This window comes from Candidatus Rhodoblastus alkanivorans, from assembly GCF_022760755.1.
In the GTDB taxonomy this organism is placed as follows: Bacteria; Pseudomonadota; Alphaproteobacteria; order Rhizobiales; family Beijerinckiaceae; genus Rhodoblastus; species Rhodoblastus alkanivorans.
Genome location: NZ_JAIVFP010000001.1, coordinates 2,942,970 through 2,961,142, shown reverse-complemented (window position 1 = coordinate 2,961,142; position 18,173 = coordinate 2,942,970). Strand labels below are relative to the sequence as shown.

At 64.1% G+C, this 18,173-nt stretch carries 15 protein-coding genes; 5 read left to right on the top strand and 10 right to left on the bottom strand.

Going from position 1 to position 18,173, the window contains the following annotated elements:
- Positions 1-264 precede the first annotated feature (264 nt).
- Both K2U94_RS13635 and K2U94_RS13630 read right to left on the bottom strand, forming a co-directional pair.
- A complete protein-coding gene (locus tag K2U94_RS13635; RefSeq protein ID WP_243067730.1) occupies positions 265-1,341 on the bottom strand; it encodes an aromatic ring-hydroxylating oxygenase subunit alpha in 1,077 nt (358 codons plus the stop codon).
- A 100-nt stretch (positions 1,342-1,441) separates the two neighbouring features.
- Positions 1,442-2,422 carry a PDR/VanB family oxidoreductase gene (locus K2U94_RS13630; protein WP_243067729.1) on the bottom strand — a complete coding sequence of 327 codons (981 nt, stop codon included), beginning with the start codon at positions 2,420-2,422 and terminating at the stop codon, positions 1,442-1,444.
- 289 nt (positions 2,423-2,711) lie between these two features.
- On the opposite strand from K2U94_RS13630, the gene K2U94_RS13625 reads away from it, so the two are divergent.
- Entirely contained in the window at positions 2,712-4,403 is a 1,692-nt protein-coding gene (locus tag K2U94_RS13625) for a sigma-54-dependent Fis family transcriptional regulator (protein ID WP_243067728.1), read from the top strand.
- Positions 4,404-4,437: 34 nt separating this feature from the next.
- On the opposite strand, the gene K2U94_RS13620 is transcribed toward K2U94_RS13625, so the two are convergent.
- On the bottom strand, positions 4,438-5,805 hold the full coding sequence (locus K2U94_RS13620; protein ID WP_243067727.1) for a PleD family two-component system response regulator: 1,368 nt from the start codon (positions 5,803-5,805) through the stop codon (positions 4,438-4,440).
- Between the two features lie 38 nt (positions 5,806-5,843).
- Positions 5,844-6,215 carry a response regulator gene (locus K2U94_RS13615; RefSeq protein WP_243067726.1) on the bottom strand — a complete coding sequence of 124 codons (372 nt, stop codon included), beginning with the start codon at positions 6,213-6,215 and terminating at the stop codon, positions 5,844-5,846.
- Positions 6,216-6,344: 129 nt separating this feature from the next.
- On the opposite strand from K2U94_RS13615, the gene K2U94_RS13610 reads away from it, so the two are divergent.
- Positions 6,345-6,653, top strand: a complete 309-nt coding sequence (locus tag K2U94_RS13610) for a DUF3572 domain-containing protein (RefSeq protein WP_243067725.1) — start codon at positions 6,345-6,347, stop codon at positions 6,651-6,653.
- An 88-nt stretch (positions 6,654-6,741) separates the two neighbouring features.
- Positions 6,742-7,062: a 2Fe-2S iron-sulfur cluster-binding protein gene (locus tag K2U94_RS13605; protein WP_243067724.1), complete on the top strand. Its 321-nt coding sequence runs from the start codon at positions 6,742-6,744 to the stop codon at positions 7,060-7,062.
- An 83-nt stretch (positions 7,063-7,145) separates the two neighbouring features.
- Here the strand turns inward: K2U94_RS13605 and K2U94_RS13600 are convergent, their stop codons facing one another.
- From K2U94_RS13600 to K2U94_RS13590, 3 genes are all read right to left on the bottom strand, one after another.
- Positions 7,146-8,195, bottom strand: a complete 1,050-nt coding sequence (locus K2U94_RS13600; protein WP_243067723.1) for a YcjF family protein — start codon at positions 8,193-8,195, stop codon at positions 7,146-7,148.
- Complete coding sequence (locus K2U94_RS13595) at positions 8,192-9,679, bottom strand: YcjX family GTP-binding protein (protein WP_425332525.1); 1,488 nt, start codon at positions 9,677-9,679, stop codon at positions 8,192-8,194. Before K2U94_RS13595 ends, K2U94_RS13600 begins: the two co-directional genes overlap by 4 nt.
- 259 nt (positions 9,680-9,938) lie before the next feature.
- Positions 9,939-10,436 carry a SixA phosphatase family protein gene (locus K2U94_RS13590; RefSeq protein ID WP_243067722.1) on the bottom strand — a complete coding sequence of 166 codons (498 nt, stop codon included), beginning with the start codon at positions 10,434-10,436 and terminating at the stop codon, positions 9,939-9,941.
- A 149-nt stretch (positions 10,437-10,585) separates the two neighbouring features.
- Here K2U94_RS13590 and K2U94_RS13585 point away from each other — a divergent pair, with 149 nt between their 5' ends.
- Positions 10,586-11,800, top strand: a complete 1,215-nt coding sequence (locus K2U94_RS13585) for a tetratricopeptide repeat protein (protein WP_243067721.1) — start codon at positions 10,586-10,588, stop codon at positions 11,798-11,800.
- 13 nt (positions 11,801-11,813) lie between these two features.
- Here the strand turns inward: K2U94_RS13585 and K2U94_RS13580 are convergent, their stop codons facing one another.
- Entirely contained in the window at positions 11,814-12,989 is a 1,176-nt protein-coding gene (locus K2U94_RS13580; protein ID WP_243067720.1) for a vWA domain-containing protein, read from the bottom strand.
- A gap of 176 nt (positions 12,990-13,165) precedes the next feature.
- On the bottom strand, positions 13,166-14,113 hold the full coding sequence (locus K2U94_RS13575) for a transporter (protein WP_243067719.1): 948 nt from the start codon (positions 14,111-14,113) through the stop codon (positions 13,166-13,168).
- Positions 14,114-14,537: 424 nt separating this feature from the next.
- Here K2U94_RS13575 and K2U94_RS13570 point away from each other — a divergent pair, with 424 nt between their 5' ends.
- Positions 14,538-15,389: an AAA family ATPase gene (locus K2U94_RS13570; protein ID WP_243067718.1), complete on the top strand. Its 852-nt coding sequence runs from the start codon at positions 14,538-14,540 to the stop codon at positions 15,387-15,389.
- An 18-nt stretch (positions 15,390-15,407) separates the two neighbouring features.
- On the opposite strand, the gene alaS is transcribed toward K2U94_RS13570, so the two are convergent.
- Positions 15,408-18,062: an alanine--tRNA ligase gene (gene alaS, locus K2U94_RS13565; protein WP_243067717.1), complete on the bottom strand. Its 2,655-nt coding sequence runs from the start codon at positions 18,060-18,062 to the stop codon at positions 15,408-15,410.
- Between the last annotated feature and the right edge of the window lie 111 nt (positions 18,063-18,173).

The window sequence follows — 18,173 nt, the reverse complement described above, 5'->3', positions numbered from 1 at the left end:
GGGGTCGGTGAGAAATACACCTGGAATGGTAAAAATTTTTATCACATCGCCTGTTCGTTTCCGTCGAGGCGCGGGAAAGCAGGGGCGGCGCCCTTGGGCCTCAGCTGACGCGCGGCGTCAAATCTGGAGGCATGACGAAAACCTGTGTGACGCATTCCCAGCGTCGCCGCCGAGGCGGAAATTTCAATTCCATCCAAACCGTTCGTGAAAAAGGGCGCCGCCCCCTGGGAGCCAGGGCGGCGCCCCGACCGGGCGGGACGCGGTTCAGGCGCCGCGTTCCGCCTCGATCAGCTTGTGCAACAGCCGGCGCACCTTGACCGGCGCGACGTCGTTGCTCATCAGAACGGGATTGAGCGAGAAGAAGTCGGACGTGCCCATTTCCTTCTGGGTCTCCTCGATGATCGGCCCATCCTCGGTGACGAAGGCCTCGTGCATCGCCTTGATCTTGAAGGCGTTGAACTCGCCGTCTTCCACGATGTGGTTCCGCCGGGTCGAAAACCAGTAATGGGTCGTGGTCTCGGTTTCGGGCGTGGTGGTGTGGAGGTCGTACTGGCCGACGCAATCCTTCAAATCGAGATTTCCCGTCCCCTGGATGGCGCCGACGGAAAGCTGGATATTGGCGGGCTGGCGCCAGGTGATGTCGAAGAACTGCCGCGCCTCGGCCTCGGTGTCGGGCATGAATTTTGAGAAGATGTGCATGGCCGGCGTCTGCTTCCATTCCCACCGGGCATTGATCGAGCGCTCGCCTTCGATGACCTTGGGCACGACCGGCGACAGTTGGCCCCGCGTGGTGATGATCTCGCCATGAACATGGTCGATATGGCTGAGGTCCATCACATTGTCGATGATCAGCTCGTAATTGGCGTTCATATACATGTAAGTATGGGCGACGCCGTTGGGATGGCCCTCCTCCAGCGGAGTATAGTCAGGCAGAAGCGAAGGATCGGGGTCCTCGTCGGCCATCCAGATCCAGATATAGCCATATTTCTCGATGAGCGGATAAGCGCGGATCTTGGCCGCTTTGGGAATCGCGCCCGAGCCGTGCGGATTATGCACGCATTGGCCTTCGCTGTTGAAGCGCAGGGCGTGATAGAGGCAGGACACCTCGTCGCCCTGGCGCTTGCCGAGATGCATCGGCGCGAAACGGTGCGGGCAGCGGTCGCGCATCGCGACCGGCGTCCCGTCCTGCTTGCGGTAGATCAGCACGTTCACATTCAGCAATTTGCGGTGGAACAATTCGGTCGGGCCGACTTCGCTCGACAGCGCCGCCGCATACCAGGCGCGCTGGAGGAAGGGGCTCGCCGGCCTGGCTTCGTCCTTCACACTTACATGGCTGTTCATGGGCTTTCCTCTCCTTGATGATTTCGCCCTGGCTCCGACAAGGCGATTAGTTGCGGTGCGGCCGCCGGCCGCGCTTCGGGCTTCGGGCGGCCCGAACCGGTCAGAAATCGAGCACCAGGCGCGGCGTGACCGCGCGCGAGCAGCAGGCCGCGAAATGGGTGTTGGCGGCGCGTTCGGCGGGATTCTGGAAATGGTCGCGATGATCGGGCTGCCCCTCGATCACCGGCAGCAGGCAGGTCCCGCACACGCCCTGTTCACAGGAGAGCGGCGGCTCGACGCCGGCCTCGGCCATGGCCTGGGCGGCGGTGACGCCGGCCGGCACGTCGATGGTTCGGCCGCTGCGCGCGAGCACGATCCGGAACGGCCGGTCGCCTTCCGCCGGCGACGGCGCGGCGGCGAAATATTCGTAATGCAGTCTGTCTTCCGGCCAGCCGCGGGCGCGGGCGGCGCCCAGCACATGATCCATGAAGCCCTGGGGGCCGCAGACATAAAGTCGCGCGTCTTCGGGCGCTCCGGCGAGAACCGCGCCGATGTCGAATTTCTGGTCCGGCGCGCCATCGTCGAAATGCCAGCGGACGCTGGCGGCGAAAGGCGCGGCGGCGAGCCGGGCGCGGAACGCGGCGCGGCGCTCGCTGCGGGCGCAGGCGTGCAGCTCTACGCCGCGACCCGCGTCGGCCAGCGTTTCCGCCATGGCGAGCAGCGGCGTGATTCCAATGCCGCCGGCGATCAAAAGACTGTAGCCGTCCGGCGCCAGAGGAAAGAAATTGCGCGGGGGACGCACGGGCAGGGCCTGCCCCTCGACGAGGCCGTGGGCGGCGAGCGATCCGCCGCGCCCCTCGCGCTCCAGCAAGACGGCGATTTCATATCGTCCCGCCTCATGCGCCGCGTTACACAGGGAATAAGGGCGGATCAGGCCGTTGGGCAGGGCGATTTCGATATGGGCGCCCGCCTCGAATGGGGGCAGGGCGACGCCGCCCTCCGGGCGCAGCGACAGACGGACGATATCCTCGGCCTCGGTCGTTTTCCGGGCGACAATCGCCTGAAGCCAGCCGTCGGCGACGGCCAAGCCTGAATGTGACATCGGCGTTCTCCCTGACCCGGTTCGGGCCGTGTTGGCGCGGCTGTTTTTTTGAATTCGTGAAAGCCGCCGCTTTGCCCGTCCTTAACGGCGAGAAACGTGCCATGAATTAAAAATAACGATAAATCAATTTGTTGAACGAAGGTGTGGCGCCGAGCCCCTTATCGCGCGGAGCAATTTTCGAGATTTCAGAGAATATCGTCTTTTCGTGTTCCGGATTTCATGAAACGCTGGCGGAAAATCCGGGCGGACCCGAAAAATCCGGGCGGACCCAAGAAAACCGGGAGGACGCATGTCCAAGACGAACGGCCCTGGCGCCTCGCGGACGCCGAGTGAAACGGGCGGCGATCTTGATCGCGCGCTTCGCGAGCATCTGCATTTTTCGCCGGACGCCGGCCATATCCTGCTCTATGGCCAGCGCATGCTGCTGTTCCACGCGGCCGCCTTCGCCGATTTGCGGCGGGAATTGATCGAACGGCTGGGACTCGGGCAGGCGCGCGAGATCATGATGCGCCTCGGCTATCAGCAGGGCTTCGACGACGGCGTCCGCATTCGCGAGGACAATTGCCGGCGCAAGGTCGACGAAATGCTCTCCATGGGGCCGCGGCTGCGCGAAATGGAGGGATTCGTCCGCAACCATCCGATCGACGCCATGGTGTGCGACGGCGAGCGCGGCGCCTTCTGGGGCAATTATTTCTGGAGCGCCTCCTTCGAGGCTCAGGCGCATCTCGATCATTGCGGCCCGAGCGGCGAGCCCGCCTGCTGGATGATGGTGGGCTACGCCAATGGCTATTGCACGGCGGTGACCGGCATGCCGATCCTGTGGCGGGAGCTGGAATGCGTCGCCATGGGCCATAGCCGCTGCCGGGTCGTCGGCCGCGCGCTCGCGGACTGGCGCAATCTCGACGAGGACGAGGCCGGCCTGTTGCAATTGACGCCGCTGGCCGCGCCCGGCGCCGGGGCGGGGCCGATCGGCGAGGCTTTCGACAATTTCGTCGGCTCCTCGGCCGGCTTCAAGGCGGCGGCCGACATGGTCCGGCGGGCGGCGCGCGCCGACGCCACCGTCCTGTTCCTGGGCGAGAGCGGCGTCGGCAAGGAGCGTTTCGCGCGGGCGCTTCATGCGATGAGCCGGCGCGCCGACAAGCCCTTCGTCGCGGTGAATTGCGCGGCCATTCCGCAGGAGCTGGTCGAATCCGAATTGTTCGGCGTCGAGCGCGGCGCCTATACCGGCGCGGACAGAGCGCGTCCGGGGCGTTTCGAGCGCGCCGACGGCGGCATGCTGTTTCTCGACGAGATCGCCAGCCTGCCGCTGCCGGCCCAGGGCAAATTGCTGCGCGCGCTCCAGGAGCGGGAGATCGAGCGCGTGGGCGACACCCGCGTCCGCAAGGTGGACGTCCGCATCGTCGCGGCCGCCAATCAGGACCTGCGCAAGGAAGTGGCCGAAGGCCGCTTTCGCGCCGATCTGTTCTATCGCATCAATGTCTATCCGGTCTCGATCCCGCCGCTGCGCCATCGGCGCGACGACATTCCGCTGCTCGTCTCATTTTTCATCCAGCGTATTTCCAGCCAATATGACAAACGCATCGCCGGATTCACCCGTCGCGCCCATCGCGCGCTTTGGGATTATGACTGGCCCGGCAATGTGCGGGAGCTGGAAAATATCATCGAGCGCGCGGTGATCCTGTGCGACGACCACGAGGCGATCGACATCCGCCATTTGTTCACGGGAGGCGAGGAGTTCCGCGCCGCCAGTTTCGAGGTGGGCCTCGACGGCGCCCCGCGCGACGGCGCCGAAGAGGCGCCCGCGCCGCTCGTTGAAGCGATCCTGGCCGATTTTTATTCCTTCGAGGCGCTGGAGCGCGATCTGCTCCGGGCGGCGTTGCAACAGGCGAACGGCAATCTCTCCGCCGCCGCGCGCCTCCTGAAAATGCGGCGCGGGCAATTCGAATATCGGTTGAAAAAACATGCGCAGGAGATGATCTGACGCCAATTCCTGGTCCGACGCATCGGCGTCGGGCTTACGCCGCCGTCGCGGTGACGCGGTTGCGGCCGGCGTTCTTGGAGAGATAGAGCGCCTGGTCCGCGCGCCGCAGCAGGGCGTCGATCGGTTCGCCGCCAAGCGAATCGGCGACGCCGATCGAGACGGTGATCGGGATCGCGCGGTCGCCGCTTTTGACCGGGAAAGGGGTTCCGGCTACCGCCGCGCGGATGCGCTCGCCGACGCATTGCGCCGTGGTCAATCTGGTGTCGGGCATGACGACGACGAATTCCTCGCCGCCCAGACGGCACATGAGGTCGGCGCTGCGGACCTTGCGCCTGATCCGGTCGGCGAAGGTTTTCAGCACTTCGTCGCCGGCTTCGTGGCCATAGGTGTCGTTCACTCGCTTGAAGTGATCGACATCGAGCATCATGATCGCGACCGGCCGGCCGCGCTCAGCTGCCTGGTCCAGGAGCCCGCCGAGATGGGTTTCGAGATAGCGCCGGTTGTTGAGGCCGGTGAGCGGATCGAGCACCGCCAGCTCCATCGCCTCCCGAACATTCGAGCGCAAGGCGTCGGCATAGCGCTTGCGGCGGATTTGAGTGCGCACGCGCGCGATGATCTCATTGGGATCGACGGGGCGGACGATGTAATCGTTCACCCCGAGATCGAGGCCGCGCAATATGCGTTGACGGTCTTCGAGATCGACGATGATCAGGAGCGGCGTGTTGCGGGTGCGGTCGAGCGAGAGCAACTGGCTGCACAGGCGAAGGCCGTCGAAATCCGCCAGGCCGAGGCTGACGATGACCAGCTGATAGTCTTGCTCGGCGGCGGTGAACAGGGCCTGATGGGCCTCGGTTTCGACATCGACCTGATAGCGGCCGCGCAAGGCGGACAGGATGCGCTGGGCCGAATGGGGGCGGTCCTCGACCAGCAGCACGCTGCCGCCCTGGCCGTCGTCCAGCGCGTGGCGCACGGCGCCCGAGACGCCGAGGCTGGCCGAGGTTTCGGCGCGGTTGCGCAATTCGTCCGTCACGAGTTTCAGCCGCGCCAGCGAACGGACGCGGGCGATCAGTGCGATTTCGTCTATCGGCTTGGTCAGAAAGTCGTCGGCGCCGGCTTCGAGACCGCGCACGCGGTCGGCGGTCTCATCGAGCGCGGTCACGATGACGACCGGCAGGTGGAGGGTTGCGGGGTTGTTCTTGAGCCTGCGGCAGACCTCGAAGCCGTCCATGCCCGGCATCATCACGTCGAGCAGGACGATGTCGCATTCGCCCCTCTCGCAGATTTTCAGCGCCTCATAGCCGTTGGTGGCGGTGACAACGTCGAAATATTCCGCCGTCAGCCGCGCTTCGAGGAGCTTGAGATTGGGAATGACGTCGTCGACAACCAGCACGCGGGCCGTCATGGGCCGGTCCTTTCAAATCGCCCCGGAAAACGCTCGGGTCATTGATCGCCAATATAATTCCGGACTGTTTCCAAAAATTTCACGACCGAAATCGGTTTCGACAAATAAGCCTCGCAGCCGCCCTGGCGGATCTTTTCCTCATCGCCCTTCATGGCGAAGGCGGTGATGGCGACCACGGGAATATGGGCGAGTTCGGGATCGTCCTTCAGCCATTGGGTGACCTGGAGGCCGGAGACCTCGGGGAGCTGAATGTCCATCAAAATCAGGTTGGGCCGGTGCTGGCGGGCGAGGCCGACCGCTTCGACTCCGCTCTTGGTCTGGACAGTCGCATAGCCATGCGCCTCCAACAGATCGTTGAAGAGCTTCATGTTCAGCTCATTGTCCTCGACGATGAGAACGGTCTTTTTCATTGCCCCTCGCGCAAGCCGCCGCGGCGCGAGTTCGCGCCGCCGTTCTGCCGGAATCTATGCGACAGAAATTGACGAAACAAAAATTCGGATTGATTCTGGCGCAATAAGTTAACAGGAATCGTCGCCGCCTTGATCCTTCGCTCCGCAGCTCCCCGCCCGGTCGCCCGCGACGAGGCCGAATCCATCGCCATCGAGGCCCTTGGCTTTCTGGCCGGCGATCCCGAGCTGCTGACGCGTTTTCTCGGCCTGACCGGGCTCGAAGTCGCTTCCTTGCGCGCGGCGGCGGCGGAACCGGGCTTTCTGGCCGGGGTCCTCGCCTTTGTCGCCGGCCATGAAAAGACCCTGACGGATTTCGCCGCGGCCGCCGGCAAAGCGCCGGAAATGGTGGCCGCCGCCCATCGCGCCCTCAATCCCGAATCGTTTTCCGGCGAGATTTGAAGCTGCGGCGATTTTTCTCAAGCGCGACAGTGGCGAAGCGCAAAAAACCCCTTTAGAAAAGCCCGACGCCAGATTCGGGAAATTCTGCATGGTCAAGGTCGTTTATGTCAGTTCCGCCGGCGAGCGGCGCGAGATCGAAGCCGAACCCGGCATGACGGTGATGGAGACGGCGGTCAAGCATGGGATCGACGAAATCGTCGGGGAATGCGGCGGAGCCTGCGCCTGCGCCACCTGCCATGTCTATGTCGCGCCGGAATGGTTCGAAAAACTGCCGGCCGTGAGCCCGATGGAATCCGACATGCTCGATTTCGCGGTCGATCCGCGCCCGAATTCCCGCCTGTCCTGCCAGATCAGCCTGACCGCCGAACTGGATGGGATCGTGGTCGAGACGCCCGAGCGTCAGGGCTAGAGCCAAAGCGCAATCGACGCCGGATTCCTTCGTTTCCGCAGCGTTTTCTTCAAAAGCCGCGATCCGCTCTTTCGCACGCTGCTTCAGCGCTTCACGCCCTCGTCTTTTGCGGGATCGCTGAACAGAAACGGCGCCACATCGCGCAAGGACGGCGATTTTTCGGCGAAGAAGGGCATGGGCCGGCAGACCGAGATCGCGGAAAGGCCGATTCGCGCCGTCAGGGTTCCATTGACCACGCCTTCGCCCAGCCGCGCCGAAATCCTGGCGGCGAGGCCGTGGCCGATGATCTGCTGGGCCAGCCCGTCGGTGAAGGCCATGCCGCCGGTGATGGCGAGATGGGAGCCGACCGCCCGCGCCAGCCGCCAGGCGCCGAGCATTCCGGGGCGCCCGCCATAGATTTCGGAAATCCGCCGGATCAGGCGCAGAGCCTGGCCGGCGACGAAAATCATGTCGATCGTGGCGCGCGGGCTGATCGCCGAGACCAGCGACACCCGTTTGGCCGCGCCCGCGATCTCCTGGCGCGCGGCGGCGTCGAGCGAGGGCATCAACCGCCGTTCGGCAATGTCGATCAGGTCGCGCCCGTCCACGATCTCGCCGCGCAAATCGGCAAGATGGGCGCGGGCCGCCGCGAGCGCGGGCCGGCCGTCGTAAAGCGCGGCAAGTTCGCCGACTTTCGCCCGCGCCATCTCGCGGTCGTCGGTTTCATGGGCGAGCGCCAGGGCCTTGTGCAGCAGCGCGACCTTGCGCTGGCGAAAAATGGCCCGCGCCTCGCGCCCGACGAGGGCGGCGAGCGCCAGCAGCGCGAGCCCGGCGAGACCGAGGCCGATGAAGCCCAGAGCGGCGGAGCGCGTGAACAGCGATTCGACCAGCTGATCGAGCCAAAGGCCGAAGGCAAAGGCGATGAGGCCCCCGATCGAGGACAGCAGCAGCCCGCCCCAGCCGAACGAGGCGCCGCGCAGAAAGCCGCGCGCCTGCGCCTCTTCCGTCGCCCGCTCGCCGGGATCGCCGATCAGTAAAGCGGCCTCGGCTTCATAGGCGTCCGGGCGCTCCTCCAGCACGAAATCGCGCGTTTCCCCTGGCGCAAGCTCGTCGAGGCGGAAAGCGCGCGGGCGCGATTTGGGCGCATCAGTCATGACAGCCGGTCTCCGAACAGGAACTGGCAGGCGCGGTCGAGTCTGATATGGGGCGCCGGCAACGGCTCGCCATCCGCCCCGAAGGTTGGGACCGGCGGGCGGAAGCGCAGGAAGCGGACATCGGCCTCGGCCTCCGGCACGGCGATGCCGTCGCCGCGAAAAGCCTCGCGCGGGTCGGCCGGCAATTGGCCGGGGAAGATCGCCGCCTCGGTCTGGCCGTCGAAGACTTCCCCGTCGATTTTTTCGCCGGCCATCGGCGTGCCGACGATGGCGTCGAGGGTTTCCCTTCCGCGCCGCACGGCGGCCTCGCGCGTGGCGCGCATGGCGGCGAGGGCGATGACGTCCACTTTGGCGCCAGAGAAATCGGCGCGGGCAATGGCGCGGGCGGTCACTTGCCGCAAAATCGCTTCCAGCCGGTCGTGGCTGAGATGATGGAGATGGTCCGCCTTGGTCGCCGCGACCAGGATTTTGTCGATTTTCGGCCGGAACAGGCGGGTCAGCGTATTGCGGCGCCCGACGCGAAAGGCGGCGAGCACCTCGTCGAGCGCATGCTGGAGGTCGCGCAGGGCGGCCGGGCCGGAATTGAGCGCCGCGAGCGCGTCCACCAGCACGATCTGGCGGTCGAGCCGCGCGAAATGATCGCGGAAGAACGGCTTTACGATATGGCTCTTATAGGCCTCGTAGCGCCGCTCCATCATCGCCGCGAGCGTGCCCGAGGCGATGGAATGGTCCTCGGGCAGAGGCAGGGGGGCGAAAGTGAGGGCGGGCGAGCCTTCGAGGTCGCCCGGCATGAGAAAACGGCCCGGCGGCAGGGTGGAGAGAGCATAAGTCTCGGCGCGCGCCGCCTTCAGATAGGCCGTGAAAAGTTCGGTCGCGCGCCGCGCGACGGCCTCGTCGGCCGGGGCGGCGGGGTCGAGCCCCACGCAAAAGCCGCGCCATTCGGCGGCGAGCGGCGCCCGCGCCGCCCCGGCGCTGGCTTGATAAGTCTCGCGCGACCATTCCGCATAGGATTTTTCGAGCAAAGGCAGGTCGAGCAGCCATTCTCCGGGATAATCGACAATGTCGATGACGAAGGACGACGGGCCGTGGCGAAAGCCGGTCCGCTGCTCGAAATCGAGCCGCAGCCGGAGTTCCGAGATTTGCCGGGTCGATTGCGGCCAATGGCGGTCCGGCCCGGTCAAGGCGGCGACATGATCCTCGAAGGCGAAGCGCGCCACATTGTCGTCCGGCTGCGGCTCCAGCCGGCCGGAGATGAGCCGGCCCTCGGCGGCGAGGCGGAACACGGGCAGGGGGTTCTTGCGGCCTTCGGCGGCGACATTCGCCAAAGTGGTGAGCTGCTGGGCGAGGGCGGTGATGAAGACGGTCTTGCCGGCGCGCGACAGGCCGGTGACGCCGAGCCTCAAGCCCCGGCCGCGCGACATCAGCTCCGCGACATTGGCGGCGCTGTTGCGGGCTTCGCTGAAAAACGTGGTCAGGGCGGACAAGGCGGGCTCCGAAGGGTTCAGGCTGAACCTTTGCCGAATTTAGGGACGAATGGTCGAAAGAATAGGCGGTCGGCGCCGAATTCGTCGCGAGAAAAGGGGAGAATTGGAAAAAACATCAAGAAAACAGGAGCTGTCACGATATCGTTCAACTTTCGCGTCGCACACCTAATCCTTGTATCGAATTATTAATCACAAATGTATGATTTATCGTAAAAAATATCATGAAGTGAGTGTTTAGCTTTGGCGTTTTGGCTGAAGCTCAGGCCCAGAAATGGACGAGGTCGCCGTCGCCCCAGCGCAATTTGCGCCATTCGACGCCATCCAGCTCGAAGACGGCGATCGCGCTGGTGGGAAAACCCTTGCCCAGCCGTTTGAGCGCCTCGCGCTCGCCGCGCCCGGCGAAATGGACGCCGAATTCCGCGATGGACGGATTATGGCCGACAAGGATTAAAGTCTTTACCGAATCCGGCTGTTCGCGCGCCAGATTCATCAGGTCGCGGCGTTCGGCCTCGTAAAGCTTCTTTTCGAGCCGGGCCTCCGGCGCCTCTTTCAGCGCGGCTCCGGCGAGGTCCCAGGTCTCGCGGGTCCGCTGCGAATCGGAAACCAGGACGAGGTCGATGGACAAGGCGGAGTCCGCCAGCCGCGCCCCGGCGCGGGCGGCGTCCTTGCGGCCGGCGTCGGTCAACGGCCTTTCGTGGTCGCGATAGCGGGAGGAATGGACGGCTTCGGCATGGCGGAAGAGAATGAGGCGGCGCATAGGCCATAATTAGCACCGCTTTTTGACAGGCTGGCAATAGCTCGGCGGGCGCTGCCTTCGCCCAAAATTTGGCTTTTTCGCCGGCCAACGATGCGTTAACGCTGATCAACTCGGACGAATCGAGGCATTCAGGCGCCGCGGGGGGAAGGATGAAATTTCCGGTTTGGCTTCTGGCCATTGTGGGGGCGATCGGTTCGTGCGGCGTCGCGTTCGCGCAAAATGCGCCGTCAGGCGAGATCGGGGGCCCTCAGCACGATCCCCTGCTGAATCTGATGGTTCCGCGCATCCTTCCCGAAACGCAAACCAAAAGGCAATCGGCGGCGGCCGAGGCTTGCGCCGACGCCGGCGGCAAGAGCGACGCCCAGACGCGCGCCAAAGCTTGCGGCGTACTGATCCGGTCCGGCCATTGGAAGGGCGAGGAGATCGCCTGGGCCTATTCCAACCGCTGTTTCGCCTTGTTCCGGCTCGGCCAGCGCGACAACGCGCTGCTGGACTGCGACAAGGCGATCGCGCTCGACGGCAAGAATGCGGTCGCCTTTCAGGCGCGAGGCATGATCGAGCAGGACGGCGGCGCCAGCGACAAGGCCCTGGCCGATTTCGACAAGGCGGTGGAGCTTGGCGCCAAGAACGCGGCGATCTTCTCCGATCGCGGCAATCTCCTGCTCGCCAAAGGTGAGACCGACAAGGCGCTGGCCGATTACGACCGGGCGGTCGCACTCAATGGCGGCAGCGCGAACGCCTATGTTGAACGCGCCGGCGCATGGCTCGCCAAGGGCGAGCCGGACAAGGCGATCGCGGATTACGATAAGGCGACCGCGCTCGCGCCCAAGGACGCCTTCACCGTCTTCAATCGCGGCGTCGCCTTCTATCTCAAGGGCGACAAGGCCAAGGCGGGCGAGACGTGGCGGCAGGCGCTCAAGCTCGATCCGAGCAACGCCTATCCCGCGCTGTGGCTTTTCCTCGCTGGTGAAGGGGCGGCAGAGAAGGCTGCGCTCAAGAAACATGCGGCGAACTTTTCGCACGGCGCCTGGCCCTGGCCGGTCGTGCAATATGATCTCGGGGCGATTGACGCCGAAAAGCTCCTCGCCGTCGCCAGGACGCCGGGGAACCGTTGCGAGGCGCAATTCTATCTCGGCGCCGGGCTGTTGGCGAAAAAGGCGCGTGACGAGGCGGCAGCCCATTGGCGTCAGGCGACGGACATTTGCCCCAAAAATTTCGTCGAATATTTTGGCGCGGTTGCCGGACTGAAGGCGCTCGGCGTGGAGACGCCGAAGGCCGAGAAGGCGCCGCAGCCGACGCCAACGCCTGCGGCGGAGCCGCCGTCGAAGGCTGTTAACGCGCCGGCGGCCGAAGGCAACAAATGAACGAGCTCCCGATTTAGCGGGCCAATTCCTTCATCGCCGCGTCAATGCCTTCCAGCGTCAGGGGAAACATGCGGTTTTCGATGATGCGCTGGACCATGCCGATCGATTGGGTATAGGCCCAATGGGATTCCGGCGTCGGGTTGAGCCAGACCGCGTGCGGCCAGCACGCTAACGCCCGTTCGAGCCAGACGTTGCCCGCTTCGGCGTTGTGATGTTCGACCGAGCCGCCCGCCATGACGATCTCATAGGGGCTCATCGCGGCGTCGCCGACAAAGATGAGCTTGTAATCATGGGGAAAAGTGTGGAGCAGGTCCCAGGTCGCGACCCGTTCCGAATGGCGGCGCCGATTGTCCTTCCACACGCTTTCATAGAGGCAATTGTGGAAATAGAAATGTTCGAGATGCTTGAATTCGCTGCGCGCCGCAGCGAACAGCTCCTCGACCTGCTGGATGTGCCAGTCCATCGATCCGCCGATGTCCAGCAATAGCAGAACCTTGACGGCGTTGCGGCGCTCGGGGCGCATCTTGACGTCGAGATAGCCCTGCCGGGCGGTGGCCCCGATGGTGCTCTCCAGGTCCAACTCGTCGGCGGCGCCGGTGCGCGCGAGCTTCCGCAAGCGACGCAGCGCCAGTTTGACGTTGCGCGGCCCCAGCTCCTCGGCCCCGTCGAGATCCTTGAACTCGCGCTTGTCCCACACTTTGACCGCGCGAAAATTCCTGTTGCCGTCCTGGCCGATGCGGACGCCTTCCGGATTATAGCCATAGGCGCCGAAGGGCGAGGTTCCGGCGGTCCCGATCCATTTATTGCCGCCCTGGTGGCGTCCATTCTGTTCTTCGAGGCGCTTTTTCAGGGTCTCCATCAGCTTGTCCCAGCCGAGCGCCGCAATCTCTTTCTTTTCCTCCTCGGTGAGGAATTTTTCCGCCAACTGCTTCAGCCATTCCGCAGGAATTTCCGCTTTCTCGACCATATCGGCGCCCGATTCGAGGCCATTGAAAACCTGGCCGAACACGCGGTCGAACTTGTCGAGATTGCGTTCGTCCTTCACCAGGCAAGAGCGGGCGAGGAAATAGAATTCCTCGACCGATTTGTCGGCTAGATCTCGCGACAGGGCCTCGCACAGGGTGAGATATTCGCGCAGCGAGACCGGGATTTGCGCCTCGCGCAGTGAAGTGAAGAAATTGATCAGCATGCGATGGAGCCCGGAGCGCGTCGGCTTTCGTTGCCAGGTTAATGGATCGGTCCGGCGAGGAAAAGGGCGGGACCTGACGCGCTGTCGTACCAATGCGCAAAAAGGAAAAGCCGACGATGGCGGGCCATCGTCGGCGTAATTTGCAGATCCGAGGATCGGCCAGACTGATCAGGATATCAGTACTTGGCGGTCACGACCTTCGGGGTTTCCGGGTTCCAGATCGGGATGATCACGTGAGCCAGGAACTGGGTCTGCTTGTTGTTGTAGTTCGAGGTGGCGACGTCGGTCGACACGATGAACTGGGTGATGACCGGGCCGAAGTTGTAGCCCATCAGACCACCGAGGGCGAACTGGGACTGCTCCGCGTAAGCAGCATGATAAATGCCGGACGCGTTCCAGCCGGCGCCGTAGCCGCCGAAATCGGTCGAACCAAAGGCGACCATACCGAATTCCCACTTGCCGAAGGTGTGGGTCAGGGCGAGGTCATAGTTGAAATAGTCGTTGTTTTGGCAGCTCGGGACGGGGCCGAAGGCATAGCATGAGCCCTGGTTGCCGAGGATGCCGAGCATCAAGTTGGCGGTCGCGTTCCAGCCGCCGCCATGATAGGCGAGAGCCAGTTGCTGGTGGAAGGTGGTGCGGTCGAAAGCGTTGTTGAAGTTGCCGGCGTCGGAAATACCGATATAGGCGCCCGCCAAATACGAAACGCTGAAGCCGTTGCCGAAATTCCAGGCCAACTGACCGGCGACGAAGGGATTGTAAATCGCCTGGGCGAAGAAGCTGTTGCGGAAGCCGGGCGCGAGCGGGTCAGCATAGTTTTCGCCGGCCATCAGTTCAGGCGCGGCGACGAGCAACTGGACGTGGCCGCCGAGGATGTTCCAGGGCGTCGACCAGGCGACGATCGGAACGTTGTACGAGAAGTTCGAATCGGCGCCCGTGACCGCGTCGCGCCAGTTGCCCACGCCCGTGATGTTCACGAAGTAGACGCCTTCCGGCAGCGGGGTCGCGAGGTCGAGGCCGGCGCGCTCGCCCGGCGGGTTGGTGGAGCCGGCGAGCGCCGCGGTGCTCACGCCGCAGAGCCCGAGAGCGCCCATGGCGGCGCCAATGAGTTTAGCCTTGAAGTTCATTCGAATACCCCTCCCGAGGGCTTCTGCTACTAAGAAAACGCATTTTACTTCGTTCCCGTGCCGCGTATTCGGTGGAGACCGCAATATCGTTCGCACGGGTGATCCGAGGGCTACAGGTTAAGCAAACCGAGTCCCGTTCGGATAGGACCCGAGCGACACACCGGCCACGTTTCCGCCATTTTGGGTTATTCAATCGCCCTGAGTTGTAGAAATGTCACATTTTTTTGCATGAGTGTGGCGTCGCAACATGTGCAACTCACGATATGTCGTTCGAAAGTAGGGGGCTTTGTCGCCGCCGGATCGTCGATCGCGGTTTGAGCGCGCCGCGAATCGGCTTGCGCCGGATCGTCCGCTTGCCCAGCGCTTGTTGCGGCGCCAAAGTGGCCCTCCGGTCCGGCTGCGGGCGCATGGCGAAGGGTGGTCAATGGACAAGCGTTTTGCGGGATCGAGCACCTATGTGGCGACCAGGGACTTGCAGGTTGCGGTCAATGCGGCGCTGACGCTCGAGCGGCCGCTGCTGGTGAAGGGGGAGCCGGGCACGGGCAAGACGGTGCTCGCGGAGGAGGTGGCCCGTGCGCTATCGGCGCGTCTGCTGTCGTGGCACATCAAATCGACCACGCGGGCGCAGCAGGGTCTCTACGAATATGACGCCGTTTCTCGCTTGCGGGATTCGCAGCTCGGCGATCCGCGCGTCGCAGACATCGCCCATTACATCAAGCGCGGCAAATTGTGGGAGGCCTTCGCCGCCGACGAGCGGCTGGTGCTGCTGATCGATGAGATCGACAAGGCCGATATCGAATTTCCCAACGACCTTCTACTCGAACTCGACCGCATGGAGTTCCACGTTTACGAGACGGGCGAAACGGTGCGCGCCACGCGGCGCCCGCTCGTCATCATCACTTCGAACAATGAGAAGGAACTCCCCGACGCCTTCCTGCGGCGGTGTTTCTTCCATTACATAAAATTTCCCGACAAGCCGACGATGGAGGCCATTGTCGCCGCGCATTTCCCAGGCCTGAAGAAAAATCTCGTCGAAGAGGCGTTGCGTCTGTTCTTCCAGATGCGCGAGGTTCCCGGCCTCAAGAAGAAGCCCTCAACCTCGGAATTGCTCGATTGGCTGAAGCTGCTGCTGAGCGAGGACATCACGCCCGAGCAATTGCGCGAGAGCGATACGTCCAAGCTCATTCCGCCGCTGCATGGCGCCCTGCTCAAGAACGAGCAGGACGTGCATCTGTTCGAGCGGCTCGCCTTCCTGCATCGTCGCGAGCATCGCTGATCCGGCGGCGAGACCTCGTCAGGAGGCGGCGCGCTGCTCCAGCATTTCGGCGATGGCCGCGAGCGCCTGGTCCGCCGCGGCGCCGTCTGGGCCGCCGGCCTGCGCCATGTCTGGCCGTCCGCCGCCGCCCTTGCCGCCGAGCTTCTCCGACGCAAGGCGCACGAAGTCGACGGCGTTGAATTTCTTGGTCAGGTCGGGGGTGACGCCGACGACGACGCCAGCGCGGCCGTCTTCGGCGACGCCGATGATGGCGACAACGCCCGAGCCGATCGACTGCTTCGCCTCATCGGCCAGCGACTTGAGATCTTTCATCTCGACGCCCGAAATCGCCCGCGAGAAAAGCTTCACGCCCGCGATTTCTTGAATGGGCTGTTCGCTCGCGGCGCCGCCGCCCATAGCAAGCTTCTTGCGGGCCTCGGCCAGTTCGCGCTCAAGCTTCTTGCGCTCTTCCAGAAGCGCCGACAGCCGGTCGGCGGCGTCCTCCACGGGCGCTCGCAGCAGGCCGGACAGATCGTGCAGGACCCGCGCCTCGGCGTTGAGATGGCGGCGCGCCGCCTCTCCCGTCTTGGCCTCGATGCGTTGCACGCCGGCCGCGACCGCGCTGCGGCCGACGATCGACACCAGACCGATGTCTCCGGTGCGCGAAACATGGACACCGCCGCACAATTCGATCGAGAAGGGGTGGCGGGCGCCGGCTCCCATGGAAACGACGCGAACCTCGTCGCCGTATTTTTCCCCGAACAATGCGCGCGCGCCGGACGTGATCGCCTCATCCACCGCCATAAGGCGGGTCGCGACGGGGGCGTTTTCAAGAATTACGCGATTGGCGATGTCCTCGACCTCCGCCAGCTCCTGGTCGGTGACCGGCTTGGGATGGGCGAAGTCGAAGCGCAGCCGGTCCGGCGCCACCAGCGAGCCTTTTTGCGCCACATGGTCGCCGAGAACTTCGCGCAGCGCCTCATGCAGCAGGTGGGTCGCGGAATGGTTGGCGCGGATCGCCGTGCGGCGCTCGTGATCGACTTCGAGTTCGAGCGCCATGCCGTTTTTGACCTCGCCCTGTTCGACGACGACGTCGTGGACAAAAAGATCGCCGACCTTTTTCACGGTGTTCTCGACGCGAATCCGGGTCGCCCCTGCGCGAAGAATTCCCGTGTCGCCGACCTGACCTCCCGATTCCGCATAAAACGGCGTCTGGTTGAGGACGAGAAAACCCTTCTCGCCGGCTCTCAGCGTGTCCTGTTCGACGCCGTCGCGCAGCAAAGCGACGACAATGCCTTCGGCGCTTTCGGCCTCGTAGCCGAGAAATTCCGTCGCGCCGACCTTGTCCTTAATCGCGAACCAGACGGATTCGGTGGCGGCTTCGCCGGAGCCGGTCCAGGCCTTGCGGGCCTCGGCGCGCTGGCGCGCCATGGCGGTGTCGAAACGATCCTTGTCCACGCCGATTTTTCGCGCGCGAAGTGCCTCCTGGGTGAGGTCGAGCGGGAAGCCATAGGTGTCGTAAAGCTTGAACGCGACGTCGCCGGAGAGGTTCTGGCCTTCATGGAGGTTCCGGGATTCCTCGTCCAGGATGGCGAGGCCGCGCGTGAGCGTCACCCGGAAGCGGGTCTCTTCGAGTTTCAGCGTTTCCTCGATCAGCGCCTGGGCGCGCCCGAGTTCGGGAAAGGCGGCGCCCATTTCGCGCACGAGAGCGGGAACGAGGCGCCACATCAGCGGATCGCGGGCGCCGAGCATCTGGGCGTGGCGCATGGCGCGGCGCATGATGCGGCGCAAAACATAGCCGCGGCCCTCGTTCGCCGGCAGGACGCCGTCCGCGACCAGGAAAGCCGAGGCGCGGAGATGGTCGGCGATGATGCGATGGCTGGCCTGCATCGGCCCGTCGGGATCGACGCCTGTGGCGTCGGCGACGGCGCGGATCAAGGCGCGGAACAGGTCGATATCGAAATTGGAATGGACGCCCTGCATCAGCGCGGCGATGCGTTCGAGGCCCATGCCGGTGTCGATCGAAGGGCGCGGCAGGGGAATGCGCTCGCCCGGCGCGACCTGCTCATATTGCATGAAGACGAGATTCCAGAATTCCAGGAAACGGTCGCCGTCCTCGTCCGGGCTGCCGGGCGGACCGCCGCGCAGGGCCTCGCCCTGGTCATAGAAGATTTCGGAGCAGGGGCCGCAGGGGCCGGTCTCGCCCATCGACCAGAAATTGTCGCTCGACGCGATACGAATGATCCGGTCGTCCGAAAAGCCCGCGATCTTTTTCCATAGGCCGAAGGCTTCGTTGTCGTCGTGATAGACCGTGACCAGCAACCGGTCCCTGGGCAGGCCGAATTCCTTGATGATCAGGTCCCAGGCGAGCAGGATCGCCTGCTCTTTGAAATAATCTCCGAAGGAGAAGTTTCCGAGCATTTCGAAGAAAGTATGGTGCCGGGCGGTATAGCCGACATTGTCGAGATCGTTGTGCTTGCCGCCCGCGCGCACGCATTTCTGCGACGAGGTGGCGCGGACGTAATCACGCTTTTCCGCGCCGGTAAAGACATTCTTGAACGGAACCATCCCGGCGTTGGTGAACATCAGCGTCGGGTCGTTGCGCGGCACCAGCGACGAGGACTGGACAACCGAATGGCCGTTTCTGACGAAATAATCGAGAAAAGTGGACCGGATTTCGTTGACGCCGCTCATGGAATACTCTCGATCTACCGCCTCGTTCCGCGCTCGCCCCTCATTGCCACGACAAATCCAGGGCGGAGCGGGCGAAAATATCTATAGGCAGGCCAAGGGTCTGTCGAGAGC

Coding starts and splice junctions, on each gene's coding strand:
- K2U94_RS13635 (WP_243067730.1), bottom strand. CDS start 1,341: ATGAACAGCCATGTAAGTGTGAAGGACGAAGCCAGGCCGGCGAGCCCC.
- K2U94_RS13630 (WP_243067729.1), bottom strand. CDS start 2,422: ATGTCACATTCAGGCTTGGCCGTCGCCGACGGCTGGCTTCAGGCGATT.
- K2U94_RS13625 (WP_243067728.1), top strand. CDS start 2,712: ATGTCCAAGACGAACGGCCCTGGCGCCTCGCGGACGCCGAGTGAAACG.
- K2U94_RS13620 (WP_243067727.1), bottom strand. CDS start 5,805: ATGACGGCCCGCGTGCTGGTTGTCGACGACGTCATTCCCAATCTCAAG.
- K2U94_RS13615 (WP_243067726.1), bottom strand. CDS start 6,215: ATGAAAAAGACCGTTCTCATCGTCGAGGACAATGAGCTGAACATGAAG.
- K2U94_RS13605 (WP_243067724.1), top strand. CDS start 6,742: ATGGTCAAGGTCGTTTATGTCAGTTCCGCCGGCGAGCGGCGCGAGATC.
- K2U94_RS13600 (WP_243067723.1), bottom strand. CDS start 8,195: ATGACTGATGCGCCCAAATCGCGCCCGCGCGCTTTCCGCCTCGACGAG.
- K2U94_RS13590 (WP_243067722.1), bottom strand. CDS start 10,436: ATGCGCCGCCTCATTCTCTTCCGCCATGCCGAAGCCGTCCATTCCTCC.
- K2U94_RS13585 (WP_243067721.1), top strand. CDS start 10,586: ATGAAATTTCCGGTTTGGCTTCTGGCCATTGTGGGGGCGATCGGTTCG.
- K2U94_RS13580 (WP_243067720.1), bottom strand. CDS start 12,989: ATGCTGATCAATTTCTTCACTTCACTGCGCGAGGCGCAAATCCCGGTC.
- K2U94_RS13575 (WP_243067719.1), bottom strand. CDS start 14,113: ATGAACTTCAAGGCTAAACTCATTGGCGCCGCCATGGGCGCTCTCGGG.
- K2U94_RS13570 (WP_243067718.1), top strand. CDS start 14,538: ATGGACAAGCGTTTTGCGGGATCGAGCACCTATGTGGCGACCAGGGAC.
- alaS (WP_243067717.1), bottom strand. CDS start 18,062: ATGAGCGGCGTCAACGAAATCCGGTCCACTTTTCTCGATTATTTCGTC.